Source organism: Streptomyces sp. NPDC111606 (genome assembly GCF_055656945.1).
Window position 1 is genome coordinate 738,165 of the sequence record NZ_JBVKBY010000004.1, and the last position, 16,599, is coordinate 754,763.

Below are 16,599 nucleotides of genomic sequence, written 5' to 3' on the forward strand. Positions count from 1 at the left end.
GCGGCGCGCGCCCTGGGATGCCCGCTTGTAGCCTGGTCGTCCAGGACTGGAGGACTCCATGCCCGCCGAGGATGACGCAGCCCCCCTCGACCAGGCCGCACGGCAGTTCATGGCAGCGCGCCCCCAGCTCTTCGGCATCGCCTACCGCGTGCTCGGCAGCACGGTGGAGGCCGAGGACATCGTCCAGGAGGCGTGGCTGCGGTGGCAGAAGACCGACCGCACCGACATCAAGGAGCCGACGGCGTTCCTGACGACCGTCACGACCCGGCTGGCGATCAACCTCGCCCAGTCCGCGAGGATGCGGCGTGAGTCGTACGTCGGCCCCTGGCTTCCGGAACCGGTCGACACCCGGGCGGATCCGCAGGTGGGTGCGGAGCGGGCCGAGGCACTCGACATGGCTGTGCTGCTGCTCCTCGAGAAGCTCAACCCCGTGGAACGGGCCGCCTACGTGCTGCGGGAGGCCTTCGCCTACCCCTACAAGCAGATCGCCGACATCGTGGAGTCCAGCGAGGCCAACACCCGCCAGTTGGTGAGCCGCGCGAAGAAGCACCTGGCGGCGGAGCGCAGGGAGCCGGTCAGCTCCACCGATCACCGGCGCCTGCTGGAGGCGTTCCTCGCCGCGGCACAGACCGGCAGTCTGTCGGTGCTGGAGGAGGTCCTCACGCAGGACGTGGTCAGTTACGCCGACGGTGGCGGAATGCGCGGGGCGTCCAGGATCCCGGTCGTCGGGCTCGAGCACGTCTCCAAGTACCTTGCCGCCTTCGCCCCACGGTTCTGGCCCTCGACGGAGGTGCGCTGGGTCGAGGCCAACGGCAGGCCGGCCGTCCTCGTCGTCTCGGCCGACGGCAACCCGATGGCGCTGCTCTGCGTCGACGTGTCGGCACGCGGCATCGAGCGCATCATGTGGGTCATGAATCCGGCCAAGCTCACCCCCTACGTGGCTTCGCTGACCGGCTGAGAACGCTCCTGCCGGGTGCTGTCACAGATCCGACCCCTGGTCGGTCGTAGTGGGTGACGCCCCCTGATCGGAGAAGACCGTGGCAGTCACCGAACAACGTCTTTCCACCATGGTGCTGGTGATCGGCACCGGAGGTGCGGGCCTTCGCGCGGCGATCGAGCTGGCCGAGGCCGGCGTCGACGTCCTCGCGGTGGGCAAGCGCCCCAAGGAGGACGCCCATACGGCACTCGCCGCCGGAGGCATCAACGCGGCCCTGGCCACCATGGATCCCGAGGACAGCTGGCAACAGCACGCGGCGGACACGATCAAGGAGAGCTACCTGCTCGCCGACCCCCGCACCGTGGAGATCGTCACCCAGGGCGCCGGCCGGGGCATCGACGACCTGGAACGCTTCGGCATGGCCTTCGCCCGGGAGGAGGACGGCCGTATCTCGCAGCGGTTCTTCGGCGCGCACAAGTTCCGGCGCACCGCCTTCGCCGGCGACTACACCGGTCTGGAGATCCAGCGCACCCTCGTCCGCCGCGCCGAGCAGCTCAGCATCCCCGTGCTCGACGGCTTCTACATCACCCGGCTCCTGGTGCATGACGGTGCCGTCTTCGGTGCCTACGGCTTCGACCTCGCGACCGGGCGGCGTTGCGTGATCCACGCCGACGCCGTCATCCTCGCCGCGGGCGGCCACACCCGGATCTGGCGGCGCACGTCCTCGCGGCGCGACGAGAACACGGGCGACTCCTTCCGTCTGGCCGTGGAGGCCGGAGCCCGCCTGCGCGATCCGGAGCTGGTCCAGTTCCATCCCTCCGGCATCATCGAGCCGGAGAACGCGGCCGGCACCCTGGTCAGCGAGGCCGCCCGGGGTGAGGGCGGGATCCTGCGCAACGCCCTCGGGGAACGGTTCATGGCCCGCTACGACCCCGACCGGATGGAGCTGTCCACCCGAGACCGCGTGGCCCTGGCCTCCTACACGGAGATCAAGGAAGGGCGGGGCACCCCCAAGGGAGGTGTGTGGCTCGACGTCTCGCATCTGCCCCGGCAGACGATCATGACGCGACTCCCCCGCGTCTACCAGACGATGCTCGACCTGCAGATGCTGGACATCACCCGCGAGCCGATCGAGATCGCGCCCACCGCGCACTACTCGATGGGCGGCGTGTGGGTGCGTCCCGAGGACCACAGCACCGATGTGCGGGGCCTGTTCGCCATCGGTGAGGCGTCGAGCGGACTGCACGGCGCCAACCGCCTCGGCGGCAACAGTCTCATCGAGCTGCTGGTCTTCGGCCGTATCACGGGCCGGGCGGCCGCCGCGTACTCGCAGTCCCTGACCGCGCAGCGCCGGTCGGCGTCGGCCATCGCCGAGGCCCGCGCGGAGGTCGACGGCCTCCTCGCGGCGGACGGACCGGAGAACGTACGTGCCCTGCAACGCGCCATCCGCAACACCATGACCGAGCACGCCGGTGTCGTACGCGACGAAGAGGGCCTGCGTGCGGGGCTGGCGGAGCTCGCGGTGATCGAGAAGCGGATGGCGGACGTCGGCGTCCACCCCGACATCGCCGGATATCAGGACCTCGCGCACGCCTTCGATCTCAAGTCCGCCGCGCTGGCGGCGAGGGCCACCCTCGAAGCGGCGCTGGAGCGTCGCGAGACCCGCGGCTGTCACAACCGCAGCGACTACCCCGACCTGGACCCCGCTCTGCAGGTCAATCTCGTGTGGTCCCCGACGGCCGGTGTCACCCGCGAGAGCATTCCGAGCGTTCCCGACGAGATCACCTCGCTGAATGGAGGAGGTCTCGACCGACGGCAAGCTCGCCGAGTGAGCCGCTGGGCGAGCCGCTGTCACAAGTAGGGCCCCTGTCCTGTCACTTCAAGTGCAGACCAGAATTCTCTCCGAGAGGAAACCGCCATGAAGGTCGTAGTGATCGGTGGAACCGGGCTCATCGGTTCGAAGCTCGTCGGCAAGCTGGAGGAGCACGGGCACGAGGCGGTCGCGGCCGCGCCCAACACCGGCGTCAACACGCTGACGGGCGAGGGCCTCGCCGAGGTCCTGAAGGACGCGTCGGTCGTGGTCGACGTGTCCAACTCCCCTTCGTGGGAGGACGACGCCGTCATGAACTTCTTCCGCACCTCCACCGCCAACCTGCTCGATGCGGAGGCCGAGGCCGGCGTGACGCACCACGTCGCGCTGTCCGTGGTCGGCACCGACCGCCTCCAGCAGAGCGGGTACTTCCGCGCCAAGCAGACCCAGGAAGAGCTGATCAAGGCGTCCGGCATGCCCTACTCCCTCGTCCACGCCACCCAGTTCTTCGAGTTCATCAAGGGGATCGCGGACATCTCGACCGAGGGCGACACGGTGCGGCTGGCCCCGGCCAAGTTCCAGCCGATCCACTCCGACGACGTGGCAGCGGCCGTCGGCCGTACCGCGGTCGGCGATCCCGTCAACGGCACGGTGGAGATCGCGGGCCCCGACGTGTTCCAGCTCGACGAGCTGATCCGCGAGACACTCTCCGCCCAGAACGACCCCCGCACGGTCGTCACCGACCCGCACGCCCCGTACTCCGGTGCCGAGTTGGAGGAGACCACCCTCCTGCCGGGTCCGGACGCGCACATCGCCGGGACCAGGCTGTCCGACTGGCTCGCGAAGCAGCAGTAGGTCCTGCGACGTGGCCCCAGCCCCGGGAGATGCCGTATGGCGGGTACGGATGACACGGTCCCGATCGCCGAGTTGCTCGACGAACGGCGGCATCTGCTGCATGTCGCGTACTGGATGCTCGGCAGCAGCCGTGCGGCGGAGCGCGTCATCGACGAGACGTACCGACGGTGGTTCGAGCTGCCCGAGCCGGTGCGGGCGCGGATCACGGCCCCGCGCTCGTGGCTGGCGAGCGTCGCCGGGAGTATCTGTCTGACGTGGCCGGCCCTGCCCGAACAGGACAGGGCCGGTGCGGTCGCCGACCTCGTGCGCCGGACCGAGCCGCTTGCCGCCGAAGCCCTGGGGGCCGAAACGGCCGACCGGGCCCGGCGCAGCCTGCGGGCTCGGCGCGAGCGCCCCACGTCGGCCCGGCAGCAGGACACGGTGGCCCGTGCGGTGCATCTGGCCTGCGTGACGCACGACGAGGGTCTCCTGACGTCCCTCCTCGCGGCCGATGCCACGGCCTTCTTCGACGGTGGCGGCAAGGTGCGGACCCTGATCAACCCGGTACACGGCAACACCCACGTGGCCCGCACCCTGCTGACCCTGCTGGCCCGCCATCCACGGACCAGCTTGCACCCCCACCCCGTCAACGGACGGACCGGTCTGGTGGTGCGCCACGGCCCCCAGGTGGCCGCCGTCATCAGCCTCGACGTCGCCGGCCCTCAGGTCGTCCAGGTGTGGGGCACCCTCAACCCGGACAAGCTCCGCACCTGGAACCGCCCTTCACCCGGCACCGGCGGGCGGCGTTGACCCCGACCGGGGTGTCCAGGCCGCTTCGGCTGCCTGTGCGAGCTGTGTGTGTGGCGATCACGACTTCCCTGCCGTTATGTCGCGTACTGTCGGAATTTGATGCACGTGTCCTTTGCGCCCCGGGTCGACCACGCCGCGCCCCATCGGCCTGTCGCCCCAGCCGCTCCGAGCGCGGCGTCAATGCCGTCTCGGGCAACCTGGGCGGTGCCGGGGTTTGCCCGGGTTCTGGCTGATGCCTGCATAGCTGAAGGGCCGCCGACTGATCTTCGAGGTGTCGAAGCTCGAAGGCGATCAGCACGATGACTGCACCGCCGGGTATGCCCCTGTATGCCCTCGCCGAGGACAACATCGCCGCGGCGAGTCCCGATCTACTGCGCGCGATGGTCAAGACGTTCGCCGACGCTCTCATGTCCGCCGAGGCCGACGCCCTCTGCGGCGCCGAATACGGCCAGGTCAGCGACGACGCGTCGGCACGACCCAGGGATGGCACGTCCGCCGCTGCGGGCGACCTTTGGCGGACGGGCCGACCGCCGCGCCGTCCCGACCCGACCGGCCGGTGCGCACGGTCGGAAAGCCGAAAGGCGCGGGCTCGCCGACGTCCGCGGCCGCATCGGCGAGCCCGGGCGCGCCTCCCCCTCACTCAGCCGCCGGACCACACCGGATCACGCTTCTCGGCGAACGCCCGGGGGCCTTCCACCGCATCCCTGCTGTGCATACGGCGTTCCTCCCACACGTACCGGGTGGCGAACGCTTCCTCCAGCGACTGGTCGAGCGATCGCATCACGGACTCCTTGATGGCCCGCACCGACAGGGGGGCGCTGCGGATCAGGTCATCTGTCCAGGTGGCGACCCTGCGGTCCAGCTCCCCTTCCTCGGCGACCTCGTTGACCAGTCCGAAGTGCAGAGCCGTCGCCGCGTCGATGCGGCGGCCGGTGAGCAGATACCCCATGGCTGTCTTGAGGGGCAGCTGGCGGGCGAGCCGGAAGCCGCCGCCCGCCCCCGGAATCAACCCGAGCCGCGCCTCCGGCAGTGCGAACACCGCATCGTGCGAGGCGACGACGATGTCGCATGCGAGTGCCAGCTCGAAGCCCCCGCCGAGGGCGTAGCCGTTGACCCGCGCCACCACCGGTTTGGACAGCGTGAACCGCTCGGTGAGCCGAGGCCAGCCAGGCAGGCCCCGGCTGCCGAACGTCGTCCGAGGGGTCCCCGCTCCGTCGAGGCGGCTGCGTTCCGTCAGGTCCTGCCCGACGGAGAAGGCCCGCTCGCCCGCGCCGGTCAGGACCACCGCGCGGATGTCGTCGTCGGCCTCCGCGTCGTCCCAGACACCGGCGAGTTCCTCGTGCATACGGAGGTCCATCGCGTTCAGCACCTCGGGACGGTCGAGGGTGACGCGGGCGATGTGGTCCTTCTTCTCGTACCGCACCCGGGGGCGGTCGTCGGTCATGACGACCTCGCCGCGAACCTGCCGACCTTGTGGATCACGTCCTCCCCGTACAGCCGCAGTGCCTGCTGGAGTGCGAACTCCGCCATGTACGCGCGGAACGCCTCGGCAGGCTCCTCGGCGAGGTTGAGCATCCGCCGGTTGGCGAGCACCGCCTCGCCGTCGAGGCGGTTCAGGCTCCGTTCGACGGCGGCGTCCAGTTCCTGCGGGTCCACGACCTCGTCCACCAGCAGCCGCGCCTGCGGCTCCGAGGCCCAGATCCTGCGGCCTTCCAGGATCACCTGGCGGGACAGACGGGGCCCGACGTACCGGCTGAAGCGGAAGTTGGCCACGCCGGGGATGATCCCTTCCTTGGCCGCCGGCAGGCTGAGGTAGGCGTCGGATGCGGCGAGGACATGGTCGAACACCAGCAGCAGTTGGGCGCCTCCGCCGATCGCGAAGCCGTCGACGGCGGCGACCCACGGCTTCTCGACGTACGGCGCGTGCCACACAGCCCAGTCCCCGCCGTCCTCGGCGTCTACGGCGTCTACGGCGTCTACGGCGTCTACGGCGAGCAAGCCGCGGACGAGCTTGTGGATGTAGCCGAGTTCCCGGCGCAGCAGGAAGTCGACCAGGGAGATGTCACCGGAGCTCAGGTACTTGAGGTTGATGCCCGCGCTGAACACCCGCTTGCCGCGGTAGCGGGGATGGCTCATCTCCCCGCCGCGCAGCAGACCGACCCGGACGGCCGGATCGAGAAGGGCCAGGTCGACGGCCGTCTCCATGTCGTCGACCTGCTGGTTGTCCTCGGCGTTGAGCCGGTCGTGCCGGCACATCGTCAGGCGTGCCACGCCATCGCGGCGTTCCAGCCGTACTGACTCCATCTCCACGACGCCGGTGTTCAGGAACTCCGGCAGCAACCGCCGTGCCCTGGCCGTCGGCCGGAGCATGGCGTCGAGGAGGTGCGGGCCGGCCGAGTGCGACAGCAGGACGGCCCGCAGGAAGATGCCCTGATCGATCTCGTGGCCTTCCTTGTCGGCCTGCGGCCGGCCGCGCTCCTGCGCGAGCTGGTCGGCCGTCGGCACCAGGCCGGGGAAGGCGGTCGCCGCGGCCGCGACCAGTTCGTCGATCCGCAGGCTGCGGGTCCGCCCTTCGGTGAGCCGGTCGTACACGGTGTCGCCGTGCTCGTCGAGGAACCGGGCGCGCTGGGCGCGGGCCCGGTTCTTCACCGCTTCGGCCACGTCCCGCTGTTCCGGGGTGCGCCGCGTCGGGCCCGGCAGCGAGGCCAGCGTCTTCTGCACGCGCTCGGCGGCCTCCGTCAGAGCCGACCACTCCTGGCGCGCGGTCTCCTGCTCCAGCGGGACGATCGTCATGCGGCCCTACCTTCCTTTGCACGACCCGGTCGTTCGCGACGATGGGGTCGCGCGAGCGGGGCAGGGATGGGTTTCATGCTGGATGGCTGGAGAGGCTGTTCCCCTGCCCCGCCACTCCTTCCGGACTGCTGATCAGGCTCTGCGGACCATCGCTGAGTAGGGCGAGGACAGGCGGAACGTCGGTGAACTGCTCACCGTCCAGGCCGAACACGACGGCCTCACCGTCGGGCTGGACCTGTTGGGCGGCATCGCCGGGCTGCTGAGCGCCGTGCTGCCGGCCGCGGACCTGGCCTGCGTCCGCGTGCCTGGCCTGGCCGTCAACCGGGCCCGTCGCGGCACTCGGGGCGGCGAGAACAAGTCCGACCCGCGTGATGCCAGGGTGATCGCCGAACAGGTCATGCTCCGCGACGATTTGCGGGCCATCAGCCACCGCAGCCTGCCGGGGATGGGGGCAGTTCTCACCGCGGAGTTCATCCCGCTGGTCGGCGGCATCGACCAATTCACCGGTCCGGACGCGCCGGCCGCGGCGGCCGGGCTCGCCCCGGTTCTGTCCCAGTCCGGCCGGATCCGCTACTCGCGCGGTGCCACAGGCGGCGACAAGGCCCTCAAACGGGTCCTCTACCAGTCCGCGTTCTGCGCCATCGAGCGCGATCCCGTCTCCAGGACCTACTACGACCGCAAGAAAAGCGAGGGCAAACGGCACCACCAGGCCCTGATCGCCCTCGCCCGACGTCGCGTCAACGTCGTCTACGCCATACTCCGCGATCGCGAGCCCCACGAAGGCCGCCCCCAACTCCGCCTCATCGCTCGACATCAGCATCAGGCAGCCTCCTCGGCACCGCGCCGCAGGGCGCGGTCGCAGGCCGCCAGGTGCGCGCCGAGAGCGTCCTCGAAACTGCTCGTCGCCGCGTCGAAGAGCAGTTGGCGCCGCAGGGCGAGCTCCTTGCCGGACAGTCCCTCACCGCGCTGGACGGCGGCGGCCTCCGCGGCGTCCGGAGTCTCGGTGAGCTCGTCGGCGATGCCCAGCATCAGCGCCTCGGGCGCCTGGATGGGGTGCCCGAACAGGACGGCACGGCGGGCGCGCGCGGCACCGGCCAGGCGGGTGAGCCGGAACGCGGCCATGCCGGGCCAGGTGGCCTCCCCGTCCAAGGGCAGGAGCAGCCGACTGCTGCGCGTCGCGATCCGGATGTCGGCGGTGAGGAAAGCGTCGAGGGCCGTTCCGCCGCAGTCACCGGCCGCGACCGCGACGATCACCGCGGGCAGCCGTTCGAGCCGGCGCAGCACCCGTTCCCACTTGGTGACGAGGGAGACGTCCAGGCCGTCGGCCCAGCCGGGACCGGGCACTCCGGTGACGCGCAGGGTCACTGCCCCGCCGCCGTCTTCCACCTCGTCGCACAGGACGGTGAGGTCCTTGACGGTCTTGATCGACAGCGGCTGGGAGCCGTCGATGGCCAAGGTCAGCTCGTGACTCACTGCACTCTCTCCTGTCTTCACCACTGGACCAGGGCCGTTTCGAGGGTGGACCCGGGCCCCATGGTCATGAGCACTCCGTAGTCGCCGAGCCGGGTCACCTGCTCGTCGAGGAGCCGTTCGTAGGAGAAAAGGAACGATCCGCTCGACACGTTGCCGTAGTCCCGCAGGACTCCGACGGTGTGCCGCAGGTCGTGGCGGGTCAGTCCGAGGTTGACCACGACCGCGTCGATCACCTTCTTGCCGCCGGAGTGCACGAGCCAGTGGCGGATGTCGTTCCTGCGCAGGCCTGTGTCCTGCAGCAGGCGGTCGACCACGATCTCGGCGTGGGCGCCGACGACGTAGGGGATCTCGGGATCGAGGTAGAAGCTGAACCGTTCCAGCTCGCGGTCCCAGTCGTAGCGCATCGCGCCGATCGCGTCGGGGATGATGCAGCTGGCGAACTTCAGTACAGTCGGGCCCTCGGCGGCTCCGGACGCCTCGTCACCAGGGCCGGTCAGCAGGGCGATCGCTCCGGCGCCGTCCCCGAAGAGGCTGTTGACGACCGCGGTGCGCATCGAGGAGTCCATCGCGTACGCCGCGGAGCAGGCCTCCGTGCAGAGTACGACAGCGAGTTCGCCCGGGTGGGCGGCGGACCAGCCGGCCACGACGTTCAGCGCGTTGAGCCCCGCGTTGCAGCCCATGCCGACGATGTCGCTGCGACTGCAGTGCCGGTCGATGCCCAGCTCACGGATCATCAGGGCGCTGAGCCCCGGGGTGAGGAAGCCGGTCGACGACACGCAGCACAGATGCCGCAGATCGGAGAGTTCGGCGCCGGCCCTCTTCAGACAGGCGCGCAGTGCCTCGGCGCCCATCTCGACCGCCATGGCCTTGTGCTTGTCGAGCAGGTCGCCCTGCGGCTCGGGGGCACGCACACCGTCGGTGTTCGGTTCCGGCAGGGTCAGGTGGCGCCGGTCGATGGCGCTGTTGGCGAAGACGGACCGGACCCTGGGGTCGGTGATGCCGAAGGCGTCGAGCACCTCCTGCTGGGAGTAGGCGGCGGCCGACGTGGCGGTCCCCACCCCCACGATCCGTGGACGGTACGGCGTCTTCAGAGCGCCGTCACCGGTCAGAACCAAGGGCCGGTCCAGGTTGATGGTCATCGGAAAGTCCACCCCCACATACGCGGCTTGGACCGCGGTCGCTGCGTGCTGCTGTTCCCGATCATTTGCTTCGCCTTTCCGGAAGAATGCGAATGCGATGACTTCGGCACCGAGGCCGTGATTCACGACGCCGAGGCCTGTGTCTCGATGAACCGCGCGAGCCGCGCGGTGCCTTCTTCGATGTCGGCCGTCGTCAGATAGCTGGTGGAAAGACGGAGGGCCTGGTGGCCGCCGCCCTGCGGATAGAAGTAGTTCATCGGTGTCCAGATGACGCCGAATTCCTGTGCCGACCGGGTCAGAGCCGCGTTGTCCGCCCGGAAAGGGACCTGGACCGTGAGGAAGAACCCTCCGGTGGGTTCGTTCCATCGCACGCCCAGAGCGGCACGCCGGGCCGCCGGGAGACGAGCGTCCAGATTCCGCAGCGTGGTCTGCATGGCGTCGCCGTAGTAGGCGGCCGGCGCCTTGTTCAGCACCGAGATCCGGCCGTCGGCGGCCAGCAGGGCGCCTGCCACGGCGGCCTGGCTCAGGGACGAGGTGTTGACCGTCACCATGCTCTTGATCTTGGCGAGTTCGCCGGCCAGGAGACCGGTCCGGCCCGAGTCGTCGACCACCTGCTGGTCCGCGACGGCGAAGCCCACCCGGGCGCCCGGGAACACCGTCTTGGCGAACGATCCGAGGTGGACGACGCTGTGTGAACGGTCCAGGGCCTTGAGGGTCGGCAGCGGAGTACCGGGGCTCACCCTGCGGTAGGGGCTGTCCTCGATGAGGAGGATGCCGTGGCGCTCCGCCGTCTGAAGCAGCGCGGCGCGTGTCGGCGCGTCCATCGTGGTCCCGGAGGGGTTGGAGTGATCGGGGATCACGTAGAGGGCGCGGGGGCGCCGTCCCCGGGCGCGCTCCCGCAGGATCGCGTCCTCCAGATCGGCGCAGGAGAACCCGTCATCCCGCTCCTCCACGGCCGTCACCGGCACGCCCAGCAACCGTGCCACGCCGGTGATGCCCACATAACAGGGGCTCGCCGCGAGGAGCACGTCGTCGGGGCCGGTGGTCAGGGCCCGTGCCACCAACAGCATGGCCTCCTGAGCGCCGACCGTGATCACGATCGACTCGGCCGGGACGTCGATGCCCTCGTCCTCGCGCAGCGAGTGGGCGACGATCTCCCGGATCTGGCCGGCGGTGGGACCGTACTGGTACATGGCGGTCCGGATGTCCTGCTCCGTGTGTCCCCGCGCGGCCAGATGGTCCAGGTAGCGGCGGACGTACGTGAAGATCTGCTCGGTGTCGAAGAACCCGTCGTAGGGCCTGCCGGGCGCGAAGGAAATCGCGTCGGGATAGCGGTGGGTGACCTCGTTGAGGAAGGTCATCGTGTCCAGGACGGGGTCGGAGAGACTGGGGTGGAGGTCGTCCTTGCGCAAGGGGTACGCGGTGGCCGGGCGTACGGAGGGCGGCGGACGGTGTCCGAAACGGAGGCTGTCGGGGCGGGCCTCGGCGACCGTGGCGGTGCCGGTGAACGTCATCGCCTGCTCCAATTCGCGCACGAGCGTGTCCAGGGCGTCGGTGACGCCCGCTTCTCGGTCGGCGAGCAGCTCGTCCAGCGACCGTCCCACGAGGACCGCGTCGGCCCCCGAGGCGAGGGAGACCAGGACGTCGGCGCCCCGGCGGATGCCGCCGCTGAGCAGCACCGGCTGGTGTCCGGCCGCGACCGCGGCCAGCTCGGGCAGCGCGTCCAGGGAGTCGGTGACCAGACCGGCGGCCCCGGCCTCCAACGCGCGGGAGGCGTCCGCCGCCGTGTGGACACCCGCGACGAGCACCGGCAGCGCGGACTTGGCACACAACCGCTCCACCTCGGCCCAGTCCGCGAGTGGGGAGAGGTGCGGGCCGGGGCCGTACGTGCCCGGGGCGAGCCGCGGGGGTTCGGCGCCGCGCCGGGGGACCAGGGAGAGTATGAGGGCGGCGAACCCAGCGCTCTGCGCGTCGGCCGGTGACCGCTCGACGTCACCGTGGTCCTGGGCGTAGGTGCCGATGACGGGGAGTCCCGCCGCATCGGCCGCCCGGATCACGGTGGGTGGGTCCGCGAGTCCGGCGAGCCGGCCGACGGCTATCGGCGCGGACCAGGGACGGTCCAGGATCTTCGTGGTGGTGTCGGGCGGCCCGGGCCGCGTGAACCGGCCCGGCCTCAGACCGATCCGGCCGAAGGCCGCCCTGTTCTCCGCCGAGGCCCGTTCATGGTCGTCGAGACTCCATCCGGCCATGGAATTCCTCCCGGCGGAATCGGTTTTGGCAGGTTGATTTCGACGCCCAGAATCACACGATCGCAATCGCCGTCACAACACTGTCCAACGGTCCGAAACAGCCACTTGGACGGAGCGCTATTCAGCGTCCATTAGGCGGGCAGAAGGAGTCGGAAAGACGCACGATTGAGGGCGGAAGATCTGCCCTGCCGCGCACCTTCAATTTCCGATATATTTTGGTGAGGTGCTGTTCCACCGTGCTGACCGTGACGGAGAGCCGGTCGGCGATCTCGCGGTTGGTGCAGCCGGAAGCGGCGAGAGCTCCGACCCGGCGTTCCGCTTCGGTGAGCTCGGTCAGCGCTGCGGGCACCGCGTTCGGATCGGTGTCGCCCGTGCGGCCCTCGCCCCGCGCCGGAGGGAACGGAGCGTCCCATAGCGCTGCCAGCGGATCAGTGGACTCGGGTGCGGCGCTCTGCCCCTCCGCCCGGAGCGCGGCGTACGCGTCGGCCCGCGCCCGCCCCAGCTCCAGAGCGTCGCCACAGGCGTCCAGGATGCGAACCGCCTCCTCGAGCAGCTGCAGCCGGTGCCGGGGCGCGCCCACCGCCGCCAGATGGCGCAGCGCGATGCCGCGGGCCCGGCTGGGCCGTTCACCGAGCCGCGACAGGTGTTCCTCGACCCGCTCCCGGGCGCGCTGACGATCGCCCATGGCGATGAGGGCGGCGGCCCTGTCGTTGCGCCAGTCCACGAGTTCCGGGAAGTCGAGCTGCCACTTCGCCATCAGTTCGCCGCACGACTCGAAGTCCCGCAGGGCCGCTCGCGGCCGGCCCAGGGCGAGACGGAAGCGCCCCAGGGCATGGAGGTAGGGCAGCGCGAAGGGGGTGCCGAACATGACCATGGGAACGGGCAGGTCGAGGTAGGTCCTCGCCGCGTCGACATCGCCGCTCTCGGTCGCCGCGCGGATCGCCAGGGCCAGCGGCAGACCGATCGCGATGCCCCAAGCCTCGGGGCTGACCAGGCTCAGCGCGATCCCAGCGGCCTCGCGCGCGTCGGTGACATCGCCACGGCCAAGGGCCGCGGCCGCTCTGATCGACTCCAGGAGCGCGCGCCCCATGGGGACCCTCCGGTTGCGGGGCTCGTCCAGCAGCCGCTCCGACCAGAGCACCGCCTCGTCCAGCCGCTGTGCCCCGATCAGGAAGATCAGCGCCACCAGCGCGTCCGCGAACGGGCTGGCGATGCCGGTGCCGCGCAGCAGCTGGTCGGCGGCGCGACCCTTCTCGACCTCGACCAGGTCGGCCGAGAGGGTGAGGAAGGTGCGCGGCGACATCCTGGCGAGGCGGCCGGCCGAGAGCGCTGCCTCCGCCTCCGTAGGCGTCGTCGGCTTGGCGCCGCACCGCAGACCGGGGCAGCAGAAGGACAGCCAGGCACGGACAAGGGTGTGGTCCGAGCGGATGACGGCAGGGGGATAGCCCGCCCGGTGCCAGGCGCCCGGCGCGTCGGCGCCCTCCCGCGCCTCGATGATCCGCAGCAGGTCGTCGGCCTGCGCGAACTCACCCCGCCACACTCTCTGCTTGACCACGACCAGGGCGTCGGACCCGGTGAGCAGACCGGCGCGCACCATCCGGCCGAGTTGCGGGAGGTACCGGGACGCCTTCGCGGGGTCGAGGCGCCATTGGGCCTCCGCGAGGGCGGCGATCACCTCCGCTTCCTGCTGGGCGTCCGTGCAGATGACGGAGGCGTGACGGAGATAGTCGACGCCGGCGCCGATGTCTCCCGCGTCCAGGGCCTCGCGCGCGGCCTCCCGGAGGATGTCGAGCTGCCAGGCGGCTTTGGCCGAGTCGTGGGTGGCCAGCAGTTGGGCGGCCACCGTCGCGGCGGGGGCGCCGCTCTCGCGAAGCAGTTCGGCGGCTCGGGCCCGCAGGGCGGAGAGGTCCTTGCCGGGGATGTCCGCCAGTACGGTCAGCCGGGCGGGCTCGTGGCCGAACCATGGGCCCGAGAACAGGCCGGCCGCGCGCAGGCAGGTGATGCTCCAGCGGACGGAGGTCGCGTCAGCGCCGAGGAGGCCGCCGATCAGGGCCGGGGTGACCGACTCGCCGAGGACGGCGGCAGCGCGCGCGACGGCGAGCAGGGTCGGCTCACAGCGGTGCAGGCAGCGCAGAAGGGCGTTCCGGAAGGACTCGCCGGGCACCGGGGCGCCCTGACCCGCGGTCTCCACGGTCCCCCGCTCGGCGAGGTCGTCGATCAGGGCGTCCAGCAACAAGGGGTTCCCGCCGCTGGTCCGGGCCCACAGCTCGACGGTCTCCGGCACCACCGAACGTGTTGCCGGATGCTCCTTCAGGTATCCCGCGACCCCGTCGACGGTGAGCAGACCGAGCCGGATCCGATGGCAGTTGGGCAGGTGCAGCGTCTCGGCGTGCAGCGTGGCGAGTGCGCGGTCATGGCTGGAGCTCTCGGTCAGGACGACCAGAACGGCCAGCGAATCGATGCGCCGTACGAGGTATCGGAGGCACTGGAGCGATGCCTCGTCGGCGAAGTGCACATCGTCGGCGTGCAGGACGAGCGGCCCCCGCCCGGCGAGCTCTGCGACGGCCTGGTAGATGCGCTGCATCAGCGCGCGCGGCACCCGTCCGCTTGCCTCCGCGGCCGCCGCGACCTCCGCGACGGCCGACGGGCCGTCGGCCGGGCCGGCCGCATGCATAGCGGTCACCAACTGGTCGATGAGTCCCAGCCTGTCGAGGCTCTCACTCGCGGAGCCGGTCACCGACAGGAAAGCGCACTCCTGCCGTGTGACGTGCTCGGCGAATGTCCGGACCAAGGCGGTCTTGCCGCACCCCACGGGGCCGTTGACGATGACCAGGGCGCCCTTTCCGGCCACGCACCCCTTGTAGAGCCCTCGTAGCAGACCGAGCTCTTCGTCCCTTTCGCTGAGCTTCACAGGTACCCCCCGTACCTTCGCCATTCCGTGAGCGCAACTCCGTATTGGCCGACGTGGCGTTGTCAACGTGCGAACTCTCATGTAATTGAGATCAGAACAACAGCGACCTGACCTGCAATGACATCGCCAGGATAGCGGCCCATTCACGCCGACACGGCAAAGTTTCAGCCACTCGCCGAGAGGAATGAGGGGTGGGTTTCGGACATCGAACTGCTAGGAATTCATGGACGACGCAAAAGCAATACATCGATTCTGCCGAGAAATGGCCGGAACGATTCGCCTCATTTCGCCGATAGCACGCATCACTCAGGAAACCGTCGCGAAAGCGGCAACCTTCGCGACGGTCCCGTCGTTCCGAGGAACTGACTCAGCCGATCTGCGCGACGTCCTCCCTGACCCGCTCGGCGAAGTCCGACCACAGGTCGGCGAACTGCCGGGCGAGGTCGGCCACGATGTCGCTGCAGTGCGGCGGCACGTTGCTGACGATCGCCTCCCACTCCTCCTTGCGCAACGAGTGCAGAGCGAACAGGCGCAGCAGATTGCGGCCGGTGTCGGTGAAGCGCAACGCCGGGTCGGCCTTCAGGCGCTTGATCAACACGGTGCGGTCCGGAGCCGGTGCGATGTCCGGACGGGTCCGGTGACCCGGCCGAGCAAGCCGCAGAGCCCCGAACTCCCCCCGAGTAGCCGACTCCTCGGGTTGGACCTCCTCCGTCTTGCGCCGGCGCTGCCGGGGCAGGGGGTCCTCGCCGTTGCGCAGCCGATTGCGTACGTCCCGGGCGGTCTCCGGAGAGATGCCCGCCGCCCGGGCGACCTGCCGCAGTGAGAGGTCCGGGTTCGCCGTGAGCAGCTCACCGGCCAGGATGCGGCCGGTGCTGCCGTCGACCGGCCGGAGTCTGCCGTCCTGACCGAGCCGCCGCCCCTCCGGCCCCGACACCTGGACGACCCGCCGGCGGATCTCACCGACGGTCCCGGGGGCGATCCCGGTGACCGAGGCCACCCTCCGGTCCGACCACTGCGGATGGGAGACGACGATGCGCTCGGCGGCGCGCTTGCGGTCGGCGAGCGCGAGCGGCAGGCCGTGGGTGACGTTGAGCTCCACCGCGAGGACGAAGGCCGCGGCTTCGTCGCCGTCGAAGAACCGGGCGGCGATCGTGCGCTCGCCGCGCAGGCGGGCGGCCTTCAGTCTGTGGTAGCCGTCGATGACCCGCATCGTCGGCCGGTGCACTGTGATCGGCGGCAGCGGCTTCTGAGCTGCCGCGAGTAACTGTATGTGCTCTGGTCGTTCTCCGGCCAGGCGCGGCGATCCGGACAGGCTCAATGAGCCGATCTCGACCTCCACGACGGGCTGCTGACTTATTGCCCCCTCGGACTCCACCCCAGCTCCTTACATCCCCACGCTGCTGCGAAAGGCGGTTGCCGTCCACGAAGAAGAACTTCTCGCCCGAACGCGCTTTCTGCCGAAGAATCGACCGCCTGTTGCAAGAATGCGGGGGCGCAATGTCAACAACTTCGGCATATGCATGCTCAGATGTGACCGAAATTAACAGCCCGACATCCGGGGCGAAACCCCTGCAAGCTTCGAGGGCACGCCCCCTACCCCTAGGGGGCCCGACAAAGGGGGTGCCCACGACGCTGTGGGAGGC

The 16,599-nt window shown here is 70.3% G+C and carries 10 protein-coding genes and 3 pseudogenes; 6 read left to right on the top strand and 7 right to left on the bottom strand.

The annotated features are described in order from the left end of the window. Positions 1-58: 58 nt before the first annotated feature. The 5 genes and pseudogenes from ACZ7M7_RS18590 to ACZ7M7_RS18610 all read left to right on the top strand — a co-directional run. A complete protein-coding gene (locus ACZ7M7_RS18590; RefSeq protein WP_472117939.1) occupies positions 59-958 on the top strand; it encodes an RNA polymerase sigma-70 factor in 900 nt (299 codons plus the stop codon). Between the two features lie 109 nt (positions 959-1,067). Continuing rightward, a pseudogene (locus tag ACZ7M7_RS18595) lies at positions 1,068-2,769 on the top strand (L-aspartate oxidase). Positions 2,770-2,855: 86 nt separating this feature from the next. Continuing rightward, positions 2,856-3,602 carry an SDR family oxidoreductase gene (locus tag ACZ7M7_RS18600; RefSeq protein ID WP_472117943.1) on the top strand — a complete coding sequence of 249 codons (747 nt, stop codon included), beginning with the start codon at positions 2,856-2,858 and terminating at the stop codon, positions 3,600-3,602. A 36-nt stretch (positions 3,603-3,638) separates the two neighbouring features. Beyond that, entirely contained in the window at positions 3,639-4,391 is a 753-nt protein-coding gene (locus ACZ7M7_RS18605) for a sigma-70 family RNA polymerase sigma factor family protein (RefSeq protein ID WP_472117946.1), read from the top strand. Between the two features lie 299 nt (positions 4,392-4,690). Then, a pseudogene (locus ACZ7M7_RS18610) lies at positions 4,691-4,876 on the top strand (transposase); the annotation flags it as partial. A gap of 155 nt (positions 4,877-5,031) precedes the next feature. On the opposite strand, the gene dpgD reads toward ACZ7M7_RS18610, so the two are convergent. Together dpgD and dpgC are read right to left on the bottom strand one after the other, a co-directional pair. After that, positions 5,032-5,835 carry an enoyl-CoA-hydratase DpgD gene (dpgD, locus tag ACZ7M7_RS18615; RefSeq protein ID WP_383632686.1) on the bottom strand — a complete coding sequence of 268 codons (804 nt, stop codon included), beginning with the start codon at positions 5,833-5,835 and terminating at the stop codon, positions 5,032-5,034. Further along, entirely contained in the window at positions 5,832-7,184 is a 1,353-nt protein-coding gene (gene dpgC, locus ACZ7M7_RS18620) for a (3,5-dihydroxyphenyl)acetyl-CoA 1,2-dioxygenase DpgC (protein WP_472117950.1), read from the bottom strand. Before dpgC ends, dpgD begins: the two co-directional genes overlap by 4 nt. A gap of 229 nt (positions 7,185-7,413) precedes the next feature. On the opposite strand from dpgC, the pseudogene ACZ7M7_RS18625 reads away from it, so the two are divergent. Beyond that, positions 7,414-7,797 (top strand): annotated as a pseudogene (locus tag ACZ7M7_RS18625) (IS110 family transposase); the annotation flags it as partial. A 206-nt stretch (positions 7,798-8,003) separates the two neighbouring features. On the opposite strand, the gene dpgB reads toward ACZ7M7_RS18625, so the two are convergent. From dpgB to ACZ7M7_RS18650, 5 genes are all read right to left on the bottom strand, one after another. Then, on the bottom strand, positions 8,004-8,657 hold the full coding sequence (dpgB, locus tag ACZ7M7_RS18630) for an enoyl-CoA-hydratase DpgB (protein ID WP_383612602.1): 654 nt from the start codon (positions 8,655-8,657) through the stop codon (positions 8,004-8,006). A 17-nt stretch (positions 8,658-8,674) separates the two neighbouring features. Beyond that, entirely contained in the window at positions 8,675-9,796 is a 1,122-nt protein-coding gene (gene dpgA, locus ACZ7M7_RS18635) for a 3,5-dihydroxyphenylacetyl-CoA synthase DpgA (protein WP_383612599.1), read from the bottom strand. A gap of 122 nt (positions 9,797-9,918) precedes the next feature. Continuing rightward, complete coding sequence (locus ACZ7M7_RS18640; RefSeq protein ID WP_472117953.1) at positions 9,919-12,045, bottom strand: aminotransferase class I/II-fold pyridoxal phosphate-dependent enzyme; 2,127 nt, start codon at positions 12,043-12,045, stop codon at positions 9,919-9,921. A 121-nt stretch (positions 12,046-12,166) separates the two neighbouring features. Next, positions 12,167-14,956 (bottom strand): helix-turn-helix transcriptional regulator, encoded by a 2,790-nt coding sequence (locus tag ACZ7M7_RS18645; RefSeq protein ID WP_472117956.1) that lies wholly within the window; start codon positions 14,954-14,956, stop codon positions 12,167-12,169. 367 nt (positions 14,957-15,323) lie between these two features. Continuing rightward, positions 15,324-16,166, bottom strand: coding sequence for a ParB/RepB/Spo0J family partition protein (locus ACZ7M7_RS18650; protein ID WP_383632695.1), 843 nt, complete (start codon positions 16,164-16,166; stop codon positions 15,324-15,326). Positions 16,167-16,599: the final 433 nt, after the last annotated feature.

What these genes read in the sequence shown, in the direction of transcription:
- dpgA (WP_383612599.1), bottom strand. Translation starts at nt 9,796, where the DNA reads ATGACCATCAACCTGGACCGGCCCTTGGTTCTGACCGGTGACGGCGCT.
- ACZ7M7_RS18600 (WP_472117943.1), top strand. Translation starts at nt 2,856, where the DNA reads ATGAAGGTCGTAGTGATCGGTGGAACCGGGCTCATCGGTTCGAAGCTC.
- ACZ7M7_RS18640 (WP_472117953.1), bottom strand. Translation starts at nt 12,045, where the DNA reads ATGGCCGGATGGAGTCTCGACGACCATGAACGGGCCTCGGCGGAGAAC.
- dpgC (WP_472117950.1), bottom strand. Translation starts at nt 7,184, where the DNA reads ATGACGATCGTCCCGCTGGAGCAGGAGACCGCGCGCCAGGAGTGGTCG.
- ACZ7M7_RS18590 (WP_472117939.1), top strand. Translation starts at nt 59, where the DNA reads ATGCCCGCCGAGGATGACGCAGCCCCCCTCGACCAGGCCGCACGGCAG.
- ACZ7M7_RS18605 (WP_472117946.1), top strand. Translation starts at nt 3,639, where the DNA reads ATGGCGGGTACGGATGACACGGTCCCGATCGCCGAGTTGCTCGACGAA.
- dpgD (WP_383632686.1), bottom strand. Translation starts at nt 5,835, where the DNA reads ATGACCGACGACCGCCCCCGGGTGCGGTACGAGAAGAAGGACCACATC.
- ACZ7M7_RS18650 (WP_383632695.1), bottom strand. Translation starts at nt 16,166, where the DNA reads ATGCGGGTCATCGACGGCTACCACAGACTGAAGGCCGCCCGCCTGCGC.